This window comes from Olsenella sp. DNF00959, from assembly GCF_001553055.1.
Classification (GTDB): Bacteria; Actinomycetota; Coriobacteriia; order Coriobacteriales; family Atopobiaceae; genus Olsenella_I; species Olsenella_I phocaeensis.
Genome location: NZ_KQ960123.1, coordinates 1 through 15257, shown reverse-complemented (window position 1 = coordinate 15257; position 15257 = coordinate 1). Strand labels below are relative to the sequence as shown.

At 62.5% G+C, this 15257-nt stretch carries 12 protein-coding genes; 1 reads left to right on the top strand and 11 read right to left on the bottom strand.

All coding sequences use genetic code 11. From position 1 onward, the window contains the following. Positions 1-34: 34 nt before the first annotated feature. The 5 genes from ulaG to HMPREF1868_RS00055 form a co-directional block, all read right to left on the bottom strand. On the bottom strand, positions 35-1153 hold the full coding sequence (gene ulaG / locus HMPREF1868_RS00075; protein ID WP_062529303.1) for an L-ascorbate 6-phosphate lactonase: 1119 nt from the start codon (positions 1151-1153) through the stop codon (positions 35-37). 64 nt (positions 1154-1217) lie between these two features. Next, positions 1218-2279: a hypothetical protein gene (locus tag HMPREF1868_RS00070; protein ID WP_062529301.1), complete on the bottom strand. Its 1062-nt coding sequence runs from the start codon at positions 2277-2279 to the stop codon at positions 1218-1220. Between the two features lie 39 nt (positions 2280-2318). Further along, positions 2319-2630, bottom strand: a complete 312-nt coding sequence (locus tag HMPREF1868_RS00065) for a PTS sugar transporter subunit IIB (protein ID WP_062529299.1) — start codon at positions 2628-2630, stop codon at positions 2319-2321. A 112-nt stretch (positions 2631-2742) separates the two neighbouring features. Beyond that, positions 2743-4356, bottom strand: a complete 1614-nt coding sequence (locus HMPREF1868_RS00060; RefSeq protein WP_062529298.1) for a PTS ascorbate transporter subunit IIC — start codon at positions 4354-4356, stop codon at positions 2743-2745. A 47-nt stretch (positions 4357-4403) separates the two neighbouring features. Continuing rightward, the gene (locus tag HMPREF1868_RS00055; RefSeq protein ID WP_062529296.1) at positions 4404-4868 is read right to left on the bottom strand and encodes a PTS sugar transporter subunit IIA; all 465 of its coding nucleotides are present in this window, start codon (positions 4866-4868) and stop codon (positions 4404-4406) included. A gap of 465 nt (positions 4869-5333) precedes the next feature. On the opposite strand from HMPREF1868_RS00055, the gene HMPREF1868_RS00050 reads away from it, so the two are divergent. After that, positions 5334-6107, top strand: a complete 774-nt coding sequence (locus HMPREF1868_RS00050) for a DeoR/GlpR family DNA-binding transcription regulator (RefSeq protein WP_062529294.1) — start codon at positions 5334-5336, stop codon at positions 6105-6107. Between the two features lie 110 nt (positions 6108-6217). Here the strand turns inward: HMPREF1868_RS00050 and HMPREF1868_RS00045 are convergent, their stop codons facing one another. The 6 genes from HMPREF1868_RS00045 to HMPREF1868_RS00020 all read right to left on the bottom strand — a co-directional run bounded on the left by HMPREF1868_RS00045 (position 6218) and on the right by HMPREF1868_RS00020 (position 14956). Then, positions 6218-6517 carry a PTS sugar transporter subunit IIB gene (locus HMPREF1868_RS00045; RefSeq protein ID WP_062529292.1) on the bottom strand — a complete coding sequence of 100 codons (300 nt, stop codon included), beginning with the start codon at positions 6515-6517 and terminating at the stop codon, positions 6218-6220. Beyond that, positions 6517-6972, bottom strand: coding sequence for a PTS sugar transporter subunit IIA (locus HMPREF1868_RS00040; protein ID WP_009278167.1), 456 nt, complete (start codon positions 6970-6972; stop codon positions 6517-6519). The genes HMPREF1868_RS00045 and HMPREF1868_RS00040 overlap by 1 nt, the downstream gene beginning before the upstream one ends. Positions 6973-7100: 128 nt before the next feature. Further along, entirely contained in the window at positions 7101-7979 is an 879-nt protein-coding gene (locus HMPREF1868_RS00035; protein ID WP_062529290.1) for a YitT family protein, read from the bottom strand. Beyond that, positions 7976-9091 (bottom strand): peptide chain release factor 2, encoded by a 1116-nt coding sequence (prfB, locus tag HMPREF1868_RS00030; RefSeq protein ID WP_062529288.1) that lies wholly within the window; start codon positions 9089-9091, stop codon positions 7976-7978. Before prfB ends, HMPREF1868_RS00035 begins: the two co-directional genes overlap by 4 nt. After that, the gene (gene secA, locus HMPREF1868_RS00025; RefSeq protein WP_062529286.1) at positions 9092-11821 is read right to left on the bottom strand and encodes a preprotein translocase subunit SecA; all 2730 of its coding nucleotides are present in this window, start codon (positions 11819-11821) and stop codon (positions 9092-9094) included. Between the two features lie 150 nt (positions 11822-11971). Next, positions 11972-14956 carry an AfsR/SARP family transcriptional regulator gene (locus HMPREF1868_RS00020; protein ID WP_156439357.1) on the bottom strand — a complete coding sequence of 995 codons (2985 nt, stop codon included), beginning with the start codon at positions 14954-14956 and terminating at the stop codon, positions 11972-11974. Between the last annotated feature and the right edge of the window lie 301 nt (positions 14957-15257).

Genomic DNA, 15257 nt, shown 5'->3' with positions numbered 1-15257 from the left:
CCAACGTCATGGCTTGTCGCCTACGCTGCCATGCCTACAGGACCGAGCGGAACGGCACGTTGGGCTCGTGGTCGAAGCAGTCGTGGAAGCCGCGATCGTACATGTACTCCTTCTTGTCCTTGTCGAGGGGGTACGTGTAGTCACCGCCGACCCGCCAGTAGTAGGGATGGAAGGTATAGTTCAGGCGATCCTTGCGCATCTGGTACAGGACCTCGATCTCGCGCTGGTCGGCCATGAAGTTGGTCCAGACGTCCCAGTGGATGGGAATGACGACCTTGGCCTGCAGGGCCTCGGCCATGCGCAGGATGTCGGAGGCCTCCATCTTGTCCTGCATGCCGAGCGGGTTGCAGCCAAAGGACCCAAAGGCCACGTCGACGCCACCGTACTCCTTCATGATGTCCTTGCCGTGCTTGGCGAAGTAGATGGAGTAGTGGGAGTCGCCGCTGTGGTAGATGTTGCCACCGGGGGTCACGAGCAGGTAGTTGACGGCTTTCTCGTCCATGTCCATCGGGCACTTGCCCCAGAGGTCCTCGCGGTCGGGGCCAGTGGAGTCGGTCGTGGTGATGCAGGTGCGATCGAAGGAGTCCATGACGACGATCTCGAGGTCCTTGATCTTGATCTTGTCGCCGGGCTTGACGACGGTGATGCGGTCCTCGGGGACGCCCCACTTGCGCCAGAAGTCAGCGGACTTCTCGGGCCCGATGAACGGCACGGGAATCTCGTTGCCGTTCTCGTCCGTGGTGGTCATGCCGGACTGGATGACATGCGCGGCCCACTCCTTGGACATGTGGTCCTGGTGGTAATGGGTGGCCAAGACGGCGTCCACGTGGTGGAAGCCGAAGGGGTCGAAGACATAGGGGATGTTGCGCAGGTTGGGCTGCATGGCACGGCAGCCGGCCATGTTGGCCATCTGGTGGCCGACCTTCATCTTGCCGTCGCCGTGGGTGCGCTTGCCGTTGCCCGTCCACAGGTCAATGGTGATGTTGGCGTTACCGGGGGTCTTGACCCACATGCCGGTGCAGCCGAGCCACCACATCTTGACGTTGCCCTCGGGAACGACTGCGTTCTCGATGTCCTCGTTGAGCCAGGTCCCCCACTCGGGGAAGGTGCTCATGATCCAACCCTCGCGAGTGACGTCGTCGATTGCGGACATTCTTACCTCCTTGTTGTGTGTATGCCACCCAGCGATTGGCCGGGTGGCATGGTTGGGCGTGACGCTAGGCGCGCACGGTGTAGAGCGCGGCCTCGTCCGTCTCGCGGTTGGTGGAGATGATGTGGTCCACGCCCTCGGAGTCCCTGAAGACCCAGCAGTTCGCGGGCCCACGGTCGTGGTCGATGACTTCGACCTCGTACTCGCCGTCCTCGAAGTGGAGCCTGAGGAGGTCGCGCTCGTCCTTGCGGTTGCCGATGACGGCGCACTTGCTACCGCAGAGGTCACCCGACCAGATGGCGTGGAGGAAGCCGCGCTTCTGGGGGTCAGTCCACACGAGCTCGTACTTGTCCTCGACGTCGGTCTCGTGCCACACGGAGAGCGCGTCTCCATGGAACTTCGAGATCGTCACGATCTCGTCCTTGCCATCACCGTCCAGGTCGATGGGAGTCATGTCGCTCGTGGGTTGGACGACGAGGCACCTGACCGTCCAGTCCTCGCCGTCGCTCGCGGGCGGAACGTAGCGAAACACGCCGGCGGCAGTGCCGACGAGCGCGAAGGAGCCGTCAGGGGCGGAGTAGAAGCCGTGGTTCTGCAGCTGGTAGTCGGCGAGGCAAGTCAGCTCAAGCTGGTGCTCTTCGTCGTAGTCCTCCAGGCGCTCGGGCAGCTTCGCGACATACACGGCGCCAGGAACGAGCCAGTCGTCCTTCACCCCGTTACGACAGGCGCTCTTGATGGTGCAGGCGAAGAGCCACTTCTGGCCATCGGCACCCGTGAGCACGCCAAAGCGGTGGACGTAGGGCAGGTCGCAGATTACGGAGCGCTTCCAGCTGCCGTCAACCTGCTTGGTGTAGCTGACGATCTTGGCGTCATCGGCGCCGAAGTTGGGCGAGAAGAACTGGTAGGTCGCCATGAGCTGGTCACCGCGGCCGGGGGTCTGCATGACGGTCATGACCCCTCCAGGGCCGTCGCACACGTTCTCGTGCGCATTGCCGTCCAGGTCGAAGCGACGGATGGGGCCGTCCTTCTCGGTCGCGACCACGAAGCCCTCGAAGTCGTCGGCGTCAAACATGCCGATGGCGTAGCACTTGGGCATGTCGGTTGCCAGAATCTTCTTTTCGTAGTTCATACTGTGCAGCTCCCAGCTGTTTGGATTGGGCGAGGCGTCCTACTTGGCGAACTTCTTGTCGAGGCCGTTCTCGACGAACTTCTCCTCGACCTCCTTGTCAGAGAGGACGTTCTTCAGGGGGATGCAGACGACCTTGCCAGAAGCCTTCACGGCATCGAACATGTTCTCGAAGTTGCGGGGGAAGCAGACGACATCGAAGTTCTTGGCGGTCGAGGTGCCCTCGGCGAGGGCGCAGTGATGGACCTGAGTCACGTCCATGCCGAGCTTGTTGGCAACGCGCTCGACGGTGAGCTGCATCATCAGGGAAGTGCCGGAGCCGTTCGCGCATGCGCAGAGAATCTTTGCACCCATCGTAAAGTTCCTTTCTGTTGGTCCCACTCTTTGGATGTTGCCCCACGTGCCTGATGGCACGCGGGGCAAGGTTCCGGTCCGGCGGTTCGGCCCGTCGGACCGGAGTGAAGCCTTATGCAGAGACGGACTCGCCCTTGGCCTTGTCGCGGAGCTCGACATACTTGTCGTAGTCCTCGACCTCGAGGAAGTACGCGCTCTTGCCGTTCTCGTCCTTGGGGGCGAAGTGGTACTGGAGCTGCGGGATGGCGATGAGGATGAGAGCCACGACCGCGACGCCGGCCCAGCTGAGGTAGTGCATGATGACCGTGAACGCAGGCCACACGACCGCCCAGTCGAACATGCCCAGGTAGCCGCCGAACTGGTACATCTGGACCCAGGAGGCGATGGCGGCGGAGCCGAAGACCTGGCAGAGGCCGCAGATGAACGGAATGATCAGGCAGGCCTTCAGGCCACCCTTGTTGTTGGCATAGACGCCCAAGGTGGCGTTGTCGAAGAACAGGGGCACGAAGCCTGCGATGACCAGCACGGGGCTCTTGGCCAGGATCAGCACCGCGATGGCGATGAACTGACCGACGGCGCCGGCCATGAAGCCCAGGGTCACGGCGTTGGTGGAGCCGAAGCCAAAGGTGACGGCGCAATCGACGCCGGGCACGGAGCCCTTGATGAGCTTCTGGGTGATGCCCTGGAAGGAGGCGGTGAGCTCGGCAACGAAGGTGCGGACGCCCAGCTGCAGGATGGTCAGGTACACCGCGAACTGGAAGCAGTTGTAGAGGACGTAGAAGAAGAAGTCCTTGCCGGGCTTGAGGGCGGCGTTACCGGTGAGCAGGAAGGCCTTGTCGGTCTGTGCGGGGTCGGAGAGCTTGATCAGGAACTCGGGCCCGATGACGCACAGGATGATGCCGAAGAAGAGCGTCATGAGGATGGCGGTCGAGACCATGTTCTCGTTGAACATGGAAAGCCAGCCGGGAAGCTCGATGTCCTCGAGCTTCTTGTCGAAGACGGACTCCTTGCCAGGGTTCTTGGCACGACGAGCATCGTCACGCTTCGCCATCCAGCCGGCAGCCTTGGAGGCCAGGAAGATGCCGAACATCTGCTGGTGGCCGATGGAGAAGCCGGCGCCCTCGGTAAGCTCCTGGGTCGGGCCGATGGTGATGTTGGAGCCGACGGCCCAGTAGAGGCCGAGGAGAATCGTCATGACGACCAGCGCGGGACCACTCATGAGCTGCGGGAAGCAGAACATGATGAGCCAGAGGGCGGTCGCCGCCTGCTGCACCTGGACGTTGCCAGTGGTGAAGATGGCGCGCATCTTCGTGTACTTCTTCAGGGCCACGAGGGTGATGTTGAGGATGTACGCGAAGAGAAGGAGCAGCATGTACTGTGAGATGTTGGCACCCATCAGGAAGCTGACGGAGGCGTTGCCCTCGGCAGCGGCCTTGACGCCCGCGTCGACGGCATTGTTGCCGAAGTAGGGGTCGATGACCATGGCCTGCAGGCCAAAGCGCTGGCCAAGGCCGACGGTGACGGGGCGGAACGCCGACACGAGGCCGCCAGAGCCAACCTGGAGGATCATGTAGCCGACGGAGGCCTTGATGAAGCCCGCGAGGACCTCATACCACTTCTTGCCCAGCAGGGCATAGCCCACGATGACGATGAGACCGATGATCCAGGCAGGCTGAGACAGAATGGTGCTGGCGAACCAGTTGACCGCTGCCATCAATATGTCCATTTCCTCTCCTAACTAAAAACCGGTGTTGCCTTGGGGCGTGGGGAGAATTACTCGTCCCCGGCAAGCGCGTCGATCTCGAGAAGCTCCTCGGGGCTCTGGATGTTCTTGAGCCTCTCGACCACCTCTTCGTTCGACATGATCACGGCGAGATGCTGCATGTTCTGCAGGTGGGACTCGGCATCGACGTCGCTGAGCGTAAAGAACGCCTGGGCAGTGGTGTCTGGGTCGTCCTCCGCGCCGAAGTGCACGGGCTCCTTGACGCGCATGAAGCCAATGGCGGAGCGGTTGGTTCCGACGGCGCCCTCCATGGCGTGCGGCATCGCGAGACCGGGAAGGAGGACGATGTAGGGACCATGGTCCTCGACGTTCTTGATCAGGCAGTCCGCGTACTCGGGCTCGACGCTGCCATCCGCGATCAGGGGCTTCACGCCCTCACGAAGGGCGTCCCTCCACTCGAGGGGGCCGTCGACGAGGGTGTAGCGCTTGAGCTCGTAAAGCTGGCGAAGTAGCATTTCTTGCACCCCCCTTCAGAGCACTCGTAGCTGCGCAAACGAGGGGTGGACATGGCATGCCCCTCTGCTGTCAGGAGAATTATATGCCTTTTCTGAATTTTGCCGTACCTGAATTTATGTTTTGAACGATTTTATCTTTCTTTTTTATCGTTTAAATGTTCTAATCGTTCATATATAAGGACTCCAAAGCATGTAGCTGCGATTTACCTATTTGAGAAGCTGGGACACATCCTTTGGGGGCGGGGGTAAGGCAATGGCGAGCGGCTTGTTTTTTGGGTGTGAGCGGCAACTTGAAATCTTTCGAATTACCCTTGTTTAACTGGTATTTCGCGATGATTGACCAAGCTCTTCCCTTGCACGGCATCCAATCACAGGCAGACTTCCTCGTCCAGCCTGCACTTTTTCTCGGCTTGTAGGATACTTTGATTGATTTGAACGCTTTAAGCAGTCTGAGGAGATGAGAAGATGAGCAGGAGTGGCTCCCTGGTAGACCACCGCCGCAAGGCAATCATCGACTATCTGACGGTCACCGGCAGGTGCCGCATCGCTGACCTCGCCGTGCGCTTTGGCGTCTCGCCTCTCACCATCAGGCGCGATCTCGACGAACTCGAAGGCCAGGGTGTCGTGCACCGTAGCTATGGCATCGCAGAGATCGCAGACCCCTTGGGAAGCCCCATCAGCTCGCGCATGGTCATGGCGAAGCGCAGCATTGCTCGGGCGGCAGCCCAGCTTGTGGAGGATGGCGACACGGTCTTTGTGAACACCAGCTCCACCGCGCTGGCAGTGCTCGAGCACATCAGGGCCGAGAACGTCACCATCGTCACGAACAATGGCAAAGCCCTGCAGGCACGGCCGTCCTCGTCCATCTCCGTCATCCTCACCGGCGGGGAGATTCGCCTCCCCAAATGGTCGATGGCGGGTGAGTTTGCCCTCGACAGCATCTCGAAGGTGAGCGCGGCAAAGGCGATTCTTGGCTGTTCGGGCCTCTCCGCCGAGGAGGGCCTGACGACCTTGGTTTCCCATGAGACCAGCATCAACGCCCTCATGCTCGAGAGGTCGGAGCGACACATCATCGTGGCGGACAGCGGCAAGCTAGGGGCCAACTCGAGCTTCTGCTACGGCAGCCCCTCGCAGGTCGACACTCTTGTGACGGACGCGTCCGCCAATCCTTCGCTGTTGGAGTCCCTCCTGGATGCCGGCGTTGGCACCATGATGCGCGTCGAGGTGCAGAACGACTAGGCGCCACTCCTCGTCGCACTCCTCTTGACCCCTCAACATAGGGCAGGGTCCCGATCGCAAGCAATGCGACCGGGACCCTGCGTCCACAACAAGGTTGGCCAACGGTGAAGTTACGCCTCGACGGCCTCGAGGAAGGCCTCGAGCTGCTCCTTGATCTCCTTCTTGTCCACGATGTTGCGAATACCGGCGACATGCGCGATCTTGGCGTCGGCCAAGAGCTCCTCCGCGAGGTCGCTCATGGTGATGACCAGATCCCCGTCGAAGTCCTGGATGGCATCGAGGTTGCCGGCCTCGGTCGCGATGGAATAGCCCTCCTCGTTAATGACCTGGTCGCACTTGATCTTGAGCATGGCGGAGGACCCCATGCCGGCACGGCAGCAGACCAGGGCACGATACTTGGCAGAAGACATTAGTTGCTCCTTTCCGCGTTGCGGACGGCGTCCACAACTTCCTTTGGAGAAGACGCCTCGTCGAGCACGGCGAAGAAGTCCTCGTCTGACAACAGCTCCACGAGCGACGCCAGCGCGTCCAGATGCCCGCTCGCGCTGGTGGCGCTCAGGGGGAACAGGTAGCGGACCGGGTCGTTGTCGGCACTGCCAAACTCGACCGGTTCGTCCAGGACCGTTACCCCCAGGGCGTCTTCCAGCGCACCGCACTCGGGGCGAGCGTGCGGCAGCGCGACCCGTGGCGTGACGACGAAGTAGGGACCATGTTGCTCGGCGCCCGTGATTACGTCGTCCACATACTCCTGCGTGACCGCGCCGGACTCCAGGAGGGGGGCAAGTGAGAGACGCGTCGCCTCTCGCCAGTCGGACGCCTTGACGCCCAACCTCACGTACTTCTCCTTGAGCAGGTCGAGCAGCATGGGAACACCCGCCTCATCGAATCCGAAGCAATCTTATTCATGATACCGAATGCGGGAGCACGCATCACGCGCCGTGACAGATCACCAACACCTCATGCAACCCCTCGCCCGAGAGGTGAAGGGCCCAGCTACTCCCTGAGGCTCCCAAACCCCTCGCCAAAGGCCTCGTGCACCTCGGAGACGAAGACGATCGCCTCGGGATCGATGGAGGCGACGATCTCCTTCAGCCGCATGGTCTCGGTACGGCCAAGCACGCACATGAGGACGGGGCGGTCGTTGCCGCTCCACACGCCACGTGCCTGCAGCTCGGTGCAGCCGCGACCCATGGAGTAGAGAATCTCGTTCGCAATCTTCCCGTGCAGGTCGGAGATGATGTACGCGACGCGGGCCATGTTGGGGCCGTCCACCACCACGTCCACCAACCTGCCGCCAATGTACATGGCCACGCCCGCATAGAGCGCGTTCCTGATGGAGAATACGGGGGCCGACGCGAGCACGATGGCACCGTCCACGATCACTATGAGCGTGCCCAGGGGCATGCCCGTCCTCCTGGCGATGAGCTGGGCGATGATGTCCGTTCCACCCGTGTTGCCCCCCGAGAGGAACACGATCCCCACGCCGACGCCCACGAGAACTCCGCCCCAGATTGCCGAAAGCAGGAGCTCCCCCTCCGCGAGCACGGGCAGCAGCGGCGCCAGGAGGTCGGTGAAGAAGCCCGAGACCAGCATTCCGGCGACGCTCTGTGCCACGTAGCCCTTGTCCTTCGTGGTGAGGTAGACATATCCAAGGAGCAGCGCGTTCATCACGATGGTCTGGATGCCCACGGGCAGATGGAAGCCGGCCTTGGCGGCAAGGGCCGAGGTGATGGTGGCGAGGCCCGTGAGCCCACCTGCGGCGAGGCCGTTGGGGACCTCGAAGCAGTCGATGCCGACGGCATAGACGAGGGAGCCCAGCACTATCAGCCAGGACTTCCGGAAGACGGACCTCCAGGGCGGCAGCGCGCTCATCGCCCCTCTCCCCCGCCGACGGACCAGCGGTGGTAGCCCACGACGAACTTGTCCAGGTCCCCGTCCGAGAGGACGGAGTCCACGTTGCCCGTCTCGACCCCCGTACGCAGGTCCTTGACCAGCTGATAGGGATACAGGACGTAGCTCCTGATCTGGTTGCCGAAGCCGATCTCTCGCTTGGGGCCCCTCAGCTCCTCCAGCTCCGCATCCCGCTTCGCCTTCTCCAGCTCGTAGAGACGGCTGCGCAGGATGTTCATGGCGAAGGCCTTGTTCTGGAGCTGGCTGCGCTCGTTCTGGCAGGTCACCACGGTACCGGTGGGAAGGTGCGTGATGCGCACCGCGGAGTCGGTCGTGTTCACGCCCTGGCCGCCGTGCCCAGAAGCGTGGTAGACGTCAATGCGCAGGTCGTTGGGGTCTATGTCAACCTGGACGTCCTCGGGCAGGACGGGGAGCACCTCGACGCCGGCAAAGGTGGTCTGACGGCGCTTCTTGACGTCAGTGGGAGAGATGCGCACGAGGCGATGGACGCCCTGCTCGGCGCGAAGCATCCCATAGGCATTGGTTCCGGAGACCGTGAAGGTCGCGCGGTCGAGGCCGATGACCTCCGCGTCGCTGACGTCGTTGAGCGTGACCTTCCATCCCCTGCGACCGCAGTACGCGAGGTACATGCGGAAGAGCATCCCGCACCAGTCCTGGGCCTCGAGTCCGCCCTGGCCAGGTGTCACCGTGACGATGGCGTCGCCATGGTCGAGCTCGTCAGTGAACCAGCTCGAGAGCTCGAGCTCGGACAGGTCGGCCTCGAGGGAGTCCCTGAGGCTCGCGGCCTCCTCGAACAGCTCGTCCTCGCCGGTCTCCTCGCCCAACTCGAAGGCGGCGAGCACGTCGTCGAGGCGCTCGCGGGCGCCTGCCATGCGGTCGATGTCGTCACGCAGCCGCGTGAGGCGCGTCATGGTGCCGCCCGCCCCATCCGCGTCGTCCCAGAACCCGGGCTCCGCGCTCCTCTTCTGGAGCTCGTCGGCCTCGGCCCGCTTCTGATCGAGGTGGAGGTAGCCTTCCACCTCGTCAAGCCTGGCGGAGAGCCCTTCTATGTCGGCACGCGTAAGGTCCGCCATCTAGCGGTTCCTACCATGGCAGTTCTTGAACTTCTTGCCGCTGCCGCAGGGGCAGGGGTCGTTACGGCCCACGCCCACGTAAGGGTCGGGGTCATCCTCCTTGCGGTAGGTGCCGGGCTTTGTAGCCGCCGGAGTCGCACCATGCCTGCCGTCGGAGGCACGGGCGACGACGCTGCCGCTGCGGTCGCCGTCGACCTCGGCGGGACCCGAGAAGCTTGCCCCACGAAGGCCGTCGTCCTCGCGGGGCTCGGGCGCATGCGCGAGCTCGATGCGCAGGATGGTGCGCAGGAAGTCCTCGTACATGGTGTTCACGAGCTCGGTGAAGGCAGCGTAGGCCTCGGTCTTGTACTCCACCAGAGGGTCTCGCTGGCCAAAGCCACGCAGGCCGATACCGGTCTTGAGGTAGTCCATCTCCTGCAGGTAGGCCATCCAGCGCGTGTCGATGACGCGCAGCATCACCTGGGCGGAGAGCTCCTGCATGATGGCGTCCGACAGGCGCTCGGACTTCTGGGCATAGCATCCCGAGACGTAGTCGCACACGGCCTCGAGGACGTCCGCCCGCTCCATGTCCTCGTCGAGCTCGGGAAGGTCACTCCTCCCCGTAAGCCCCGCAACCCACTTGAGAAGCCCCTCGAAGTCCCAGTCGCTGGCGTTGATGTCCTCCGAGCAGTACAGGTCGACGTTGTGCTCCACGGTGTCCCGCAGTACCTCGGCGATATGGCCCACGAGGTCCTTGCCGTCGAGGATCTTGTTCCTCTCCTCATAGATGACCTGGCGCTGCTTGTTCATGACGTCGTCGTAGTCGAGGACGTTCTTACGCATCGAGAAGTTGATCTCCTCGACCTTGCGCTGTGCGCTCTCGACCGCCTTGGTGACCATCTTCGACTCGATGGGCATGTCGGCAGGCATGTCATACTTGGCCATCAGGGCCGCGACGTGGTCCATGCGGTCACCGCCGAAGAGGCGCATGAGGTCATCGTCAAGCGAGAGGTAGAACACGGTCTCGCCGGGATCTCCCTGACGGCCCGAACGTCCTCGCAGCTGGTTGTCGATGCGCCGGCTCTCGTGCCGCTCGGTGCCGATGACGCAGAGTCCGCCGGCCGCGACGACATGCTCGCGCTCGGTGGCGCAGATCTTCCTCGCGCGCTCGAGGGCGTCGGCACGCTGCTCCTCGGTGACCTCCTCATCGGACACGCCCTCTTGGGCGAGGAGGTCCTCGGCGAGTGCGGTGGGATTGCCTCCCAGAAGGATGTCCGTTCCTCGTCCGGCCATGTTCGTGGCGATGGTCACGGCTCCCTCTCGGCCAGCCTGGGCCACGATCTGCGCCTCGCGCTCGTGATACTTGGCGTTGAGCACCTCGTGTCTGATGCCGCGCTTGTCCAAGATGCGGGATAGACGCTCGGAGCTCTCGATGGAAACCGTGCCGACCAGGCAGGGCTGGCCCTTTGCATGGCGTTGTGCCACGTCCTCGGCAACCGCCCTGAACTTGGCGTCGATGGTCTGGTAGACGAGGTCGTTGCCATCCACGCGAATGACGGGCTTGTTGGGCGGTATGGCCTGGACCGGCAGCTTGTAGATCTCGCGGAACTCCGCATCCTCCGTCATGGCGGTGCCCGTCATGCCCGAGAGCTTGTCATAGAGACGGAAGTAGTTCTGCAGGGTGATGGTCGCGAGAGTCTGGTTCTCCTCGCGAATCAGCACCCCCTCCTTCGCCTCGATCGCCTGGTGCAGGCCCTCCGAGTAGCGCCTGCCCTCCATGATGCGGCCGGTGAACTCGTCGACGATCTTGACCTCGCCATCGACCACGACGTACTGCTGGTCGCGATGGAACATGTACTGCGCCTTGAGCGCCTGCTGCAGGTGGTTTACCAGCTGGCCGCTCATGTCGCCATAGATGTCGTCCACGCCCAGGGCGGCCTCGACCTTCCTGAGTCCGCCTTCGGTGGTCGCGATGGTGTGCTTCGCCTCGTCCATCTCGAAGTCGACGTCCTGGACGAGCCCTCGCACGGCGCGCGCGAAGTCCTTGTAGGTGCTGGCCGACTTCGTTCCGGCACCAGAGATGATGAGCGGCGTGCGCGCCTCGTCAATCAGGATGGAGTCGACCTCGTCGACGATGGCGAAGTGGTGTCCCCGCTGCACGCGCATGCCGGGGCGGGTGACCATGTTGTCGCGCAGGTAGTCGAAGCCAAACTCCGAGTTGGTGCCATAAGTCACGTCCGCCTCGTAGGCAGGCTTCTTCAGGTCGAGCTTCATGCCGTTCTGTAGCAGGCCGACCTTCATGCCCAGGAAGCGATAGATCTGCCCCATCCACTCGCTGTCGCGCTTGGCAAGGTAGTCGTTGACCGTGACAACGTGGACGCCCTCGCCCGAGATTGCGTTGAGATAGCCCGCCAATGTCGAAACGAGCGTCTTGCCCTCGCCTGTCTTCATCTCGGCGATCATCCCGCGATGCAGGGCGATGCCGCCGATGACCTGGACATCGAAGTGGCGAAGCCCCAGGGTTCGCCCGGAGGCCTCTCTCACCGTGGCAAAGGCCTCGGGTAGCAGGTCGTCCAAGCTCTCGCCGTTGGCGTAACGCTCCCTGAAGAGCACGGTCTGACCTGCAAGCTCCTCGTCTGACAACGCGGAGACTTCTGCCTCCCTGTCATTGACCTCTCGGGCGACCTTCTCGAATTCCCTGAGCTGCTTGTCGGCGCCTCGGGAAAGGAGGCGCGAGAAAAGGTTGGGCATGGCGCTCCTTTTCGTGCGTGGAACCTTAGTTCCAAGGAAGAGTCTTCAGCTCTTTAACTTTATCAATAGCATCCGTCACGCCCGTGCCCGTTGCGTCCTCTCACCAAAACGGCACCGCACTGACAGTACAACCGCAAGGCGTCGCAACTCTCATTTGTCAGGCTGGCGGTCCCCTTCTGTCTCGTCGTCGCCCCGCGATTCGAGCGCCTCGCGGAAGATCCTGTCAAACGTCGATGCGGCTTCGGCCGCTGCCCCTCCCCTGCGGCCAGAGCGGGCGTACTCGTCCCACATCTCCCGAATCTCCTCGAAGCGACCCATCATCGCCAGCGCCTTGACAAGGGCCTCCGTGGCGTCCTCGCTGCGCCCGCCCTCCTGGATTGCCGACCTGGCAAAGAGGGAGGACATGTAGGGCCTCCCCTCCCTGAGCGCCGCGGAGGCGGCGCTCACCATGGCGTCGCTATACGTCCTCCGCAGCTTTCTGGCCTGCCGCCCGTATGCCCCGGTGACGTCAGGCACCGCCCCGACGACCGCCCCGCCCCCGTAGAGCCTGCGCGCCCGCGCCGCGTGGGCCAGGAGGAAGCGATCGCTGCCCTCCTGTTCGAATACGCCGTCGAGATCCGCCCTCAACTCGTCTATGTCAACCGAGACGAGCTCCTCGTTGAGCTCCAGGCTCCCGTTCGTCCTGTTGCTGACGAGAGGGTCCATCCCATCGTGCCGACCGCCCAGGATCGACCTGAGCGTAGACACGCACTCGTAGAGCTTTTGCATGCCACGAACGTAATCCCGGTCTCCCCAAATCGCCTCGAGGGCCTCGTGCTTTCGAAGCCTATGGCCCCTTGCCATGGCGAGGAGACAGAGGAGCTCACCCGCATGCCTCCTGCCCAGCCGGGAGATGGGCACGGCAATCCCGTCCACGCTCACGTTGAGCCCGCCCAGCAGCCTCACGCTCGCTCTGCGCGCGGGAGGTCGATAGAACCCCGCGGCGTCGAGGGCGATCTCCCCTTCCAGATTATCGCCCCCGCATCGCTCGCCCATGCAAACGGGAGGGGTTGGAATGGCCTCGAGTGCGCGACTCCAGCTGTCGGGAAGGCTCAGGCGCAGGGCCGCGGAAGCAGGGCCACAGCGCGTCGCGACCAAGCCTAACGCCCACAACAGCTCGCGCGGGAAGCTCTTTGACGAGAGGCCACGCATGCTCCCGACGCGCACGCGCTCGCCATGACTCGCCTTCACCAGCATCACCCCAAGCTGGTCAAGCGGCGTCAGGTCCACGATCTTTCGCTGGACTGGCGGCTTTTCGCCCATCGCTATGCGCGCGGCGAGCAGAACCAACCGGGCTGCCGAGGCGAGGTATTTCGAATTCGCGGCATCAGCAAGCTCGATTGCGCGCGTGGCGCGCACGTGCGCCCTCGAGCAAGAGTCGGCCCCCAGGTCTCCCACGGCGCCAGAGACGAGCAACGCTGCCTCAACGAGCAGGTCCCCGTACTCTCCAGCCCGGGCGATGGCGAGCTCGAGCCCCTCTATGGACTCCCTCCTGCCCATGAGGATGCTGGCGGAGGACTCCAGCGCCTTGCGATAGATCGACAGCCTCTTAGGCGAGCAGCGCTCGATGACCTCCCGGGCCACAACGAGCTCCCCTTCCTCCTCTGCGGTGGCGGCCTCGCCCATGAGACATCTTAGAAATGAGAAGTCGAGGCACGCCAGGGCGGACGGCAAATCCTTCGGGCTTCTTCTTCTTGGCTCGTCGAGCAGCAGCGCGAATGCAGAGGTCAGCTCTCCTCCTGCGCAAAGTCCGAGCACCGTCGCATGGAGGCGCAGGAGACGTGACCACTCGTCATCGTCCGCGCTTTTCGCACAGAGAGGGCGTGACACCCTGCCAGAGAGCACGTCCCTAACGTTTCCCAGCAAGCTCACGTACCTTGTCGCGGGACCATACCCCTGCGCCAGCTCGGTACGCGCGTAGCCCATCGCGAGTCTTCCCCGCGCATACTCCGACGTGGTGCCCGATAGCTCCAGCATTGCCTGACGAGTCACCACTGCGGGCATGCAAAGGTCCTGCCCTATGGGAGTGCCGGCATTTTGAAGGCCCTCGCATTCGGCCAAGCGGCCCGACAGGATATACCCCACTCCATACGACGCCGCCAGGGCAAGGGCATCCTCGTCCACGCAGAGCCGAGCGAGCATGGCGGAGCGCACGTATTCACCTCTGCGCGCAAGCAATTCCGCACAGCTCTTACAGAGTTCGGACGCAATGGCTCCATACTCCCCTAGCACGGAAGCAAGCCCAGGGAAAATCTCCTGGTCATCCGCTCCAACAACAGAGAATCCGTCGGCCACAAAGTCGATTCCCAGCGCAGGAGCGCACTCATGCATCCAAAGGAGGGTCTCGCCATCAGGTCGCAGCCCCAGTTCACCAAGGTCGTCAAAGCTGCCTCTACCAAGGAGGATCATCGCAAGACGAAGCATAAGATCCTCGTCGGACAGGCTCGATCGTAAGTGCGAGATGATCAGGCGCTTGAGCGCGTCAAGATATCTAACGGATGAGAATCGCCCCTCCAGCAGACCTCCAGACACAAGAGCGGCACAAAGGGAGGGCACACCATGCGACAGGTGCAACGCCTGGTCCTCGTCGGGGAATTCGCTAAAGTCGCGGATGCAAAGATCCTGGCCAGTGAACCTGATGGCGTCATCCAAGCTCTCGAACAAGACCGCCGAATCAGGACTGATGGTCATCGCCACCAGCGCTCCGGCACCTAGCATCTTGCGTATGGCACGGAGCTCGCGACCCACGTCCGACTCGTCTCCGGGAGGCACGCCCTCAAGGAGCACGGCCACTCGTTTGCCGGCCCTGCGGGAGGCAACGACCTCGCGGGCAATGCGAACGATTCTCCCCGGCGCCGAACTGGCGTCCTCTGGCACGAAAAGCGAGTATTTGACGCAAGAGCCCGCGCGGGTCTCAATGGACAGAATTGACTTGAGAAGTCTCGTCTTTCCCATTCCGCACTCAGAACAAAACACGACGCAACGAGCCTCGTCGTCACTGCGTCGTCTGCATGAGCGCAGTAAGTCCTTACGCAGAAAGGAATCCCAAATCGCATCCTGAGAAGAACTGGCTGGCAGCATCTTGTCATTCACCACGAACTCACTCCCTAGGAACACGGTACAGCGAATTTTGCACACCTTCTATATATGGCTTATTAGCAGGAAAAATAAAAGGCAGAGTGCGTGTCGCATGGCAAACGGTAGGTTTATGATTGATTTATTTAAGATGCATAATGCAATTTCAAATTATTTTAAACATTCAAGCTATTAAGCATGAAGCCTACGCGACGTTTAGCATAATTAGGCGAACGGCAGATATGCCAAAAAAATGGTTGATAAAGGTGCCAGAGTCGCAAAACACTGCCTCCCCGCGCGGGCCGGGGCCCCGGAAACGCGA

Excerpts from the sequence above, each read along its gene's own strand:
- HMPREF1868_RS00035 (WP_062529290.1), bottom strand. The coding sequence starts at position 7,979 with ATGAGCGCGCTGCCGCCCTGGAGGTCCGTCTTCCGGAAGTCCTGGCTG.
- HMPREF1868_RS00045 (WP_062529292.1), bottom strand. The coding sequence starts at position 6,517 with ATGTCTTCTGCCAAGTATCGTGCCCTGGTCTGCTGCCGTGCCGGCATG.
- HMPREF1868_RS00055 (WP_062529296.1), bottom strand. The coding sequence starts at position 4,868 with ATGCTACTTCGCCAGCTTTACGAGCTCAAGCGCTACACCCTCGTCGAC.
- HMPREF1868_RS00050 (WP_062529294.1), top strand. The coding sequence starts at position 5,334 with ATGAGCAGGAGTGGCTCCCTGGTAGACCACCGCCGCAAGGCAATCATC.
- secA (WP_062529286.1), bottom strand. The coding sequence starts at position 11,821 with ATGCCCAACCTTTTCTCGCGCCTCCTTTCCCGAGGCGCCGACAAGCAG.
- HMPREF1868_RS00040 (WP_009278167.1), bottom strand. The coding sequence starts at position 6,972 with ATGCTGCTCGACCTGCTCAAGGAGAAGTACGTGAGGTTGGGCGTCAAG.
- prfB (WP_062529288.1), bottom strand. The coding sequence starts at position 9,091 with ATGGCGGACCTTACGCGTGCCGACATAGAAGGGCTCTCCGCCAGGCTT.
- ulaG (WP_062529303.1), bottom strand. The coding sequence starts at position 1,153 with ATGTCCGCAATCGACGACGTCACTCGCGAGGGTTGGATCATGAGCACC.
- HMPREF1868_RS00070 (WP_062529301.1), bottom strand. The coding sequence starts at position 2,279 with ATGAACTACGAAAAGAAGATTCTGGCAACCGACATGCCCAAGTGCTAC.
- HMPREF1868_RS00065 (WP_062529299.1), bottom strand. The coding sequence starts at position 2,630 with ATGGGTGCAAAGATTCTCTGCGCATGCGCGAACGGCTCCGGCACTTCC.
- HMPREF1868_RS00060 (WP_062529298.1), bottom strand. The coding sequence starts at position 4,356 with ATGGACATATTGATGGCAGCGGTCAACTGGTTCGCCAGCACCATTCTG.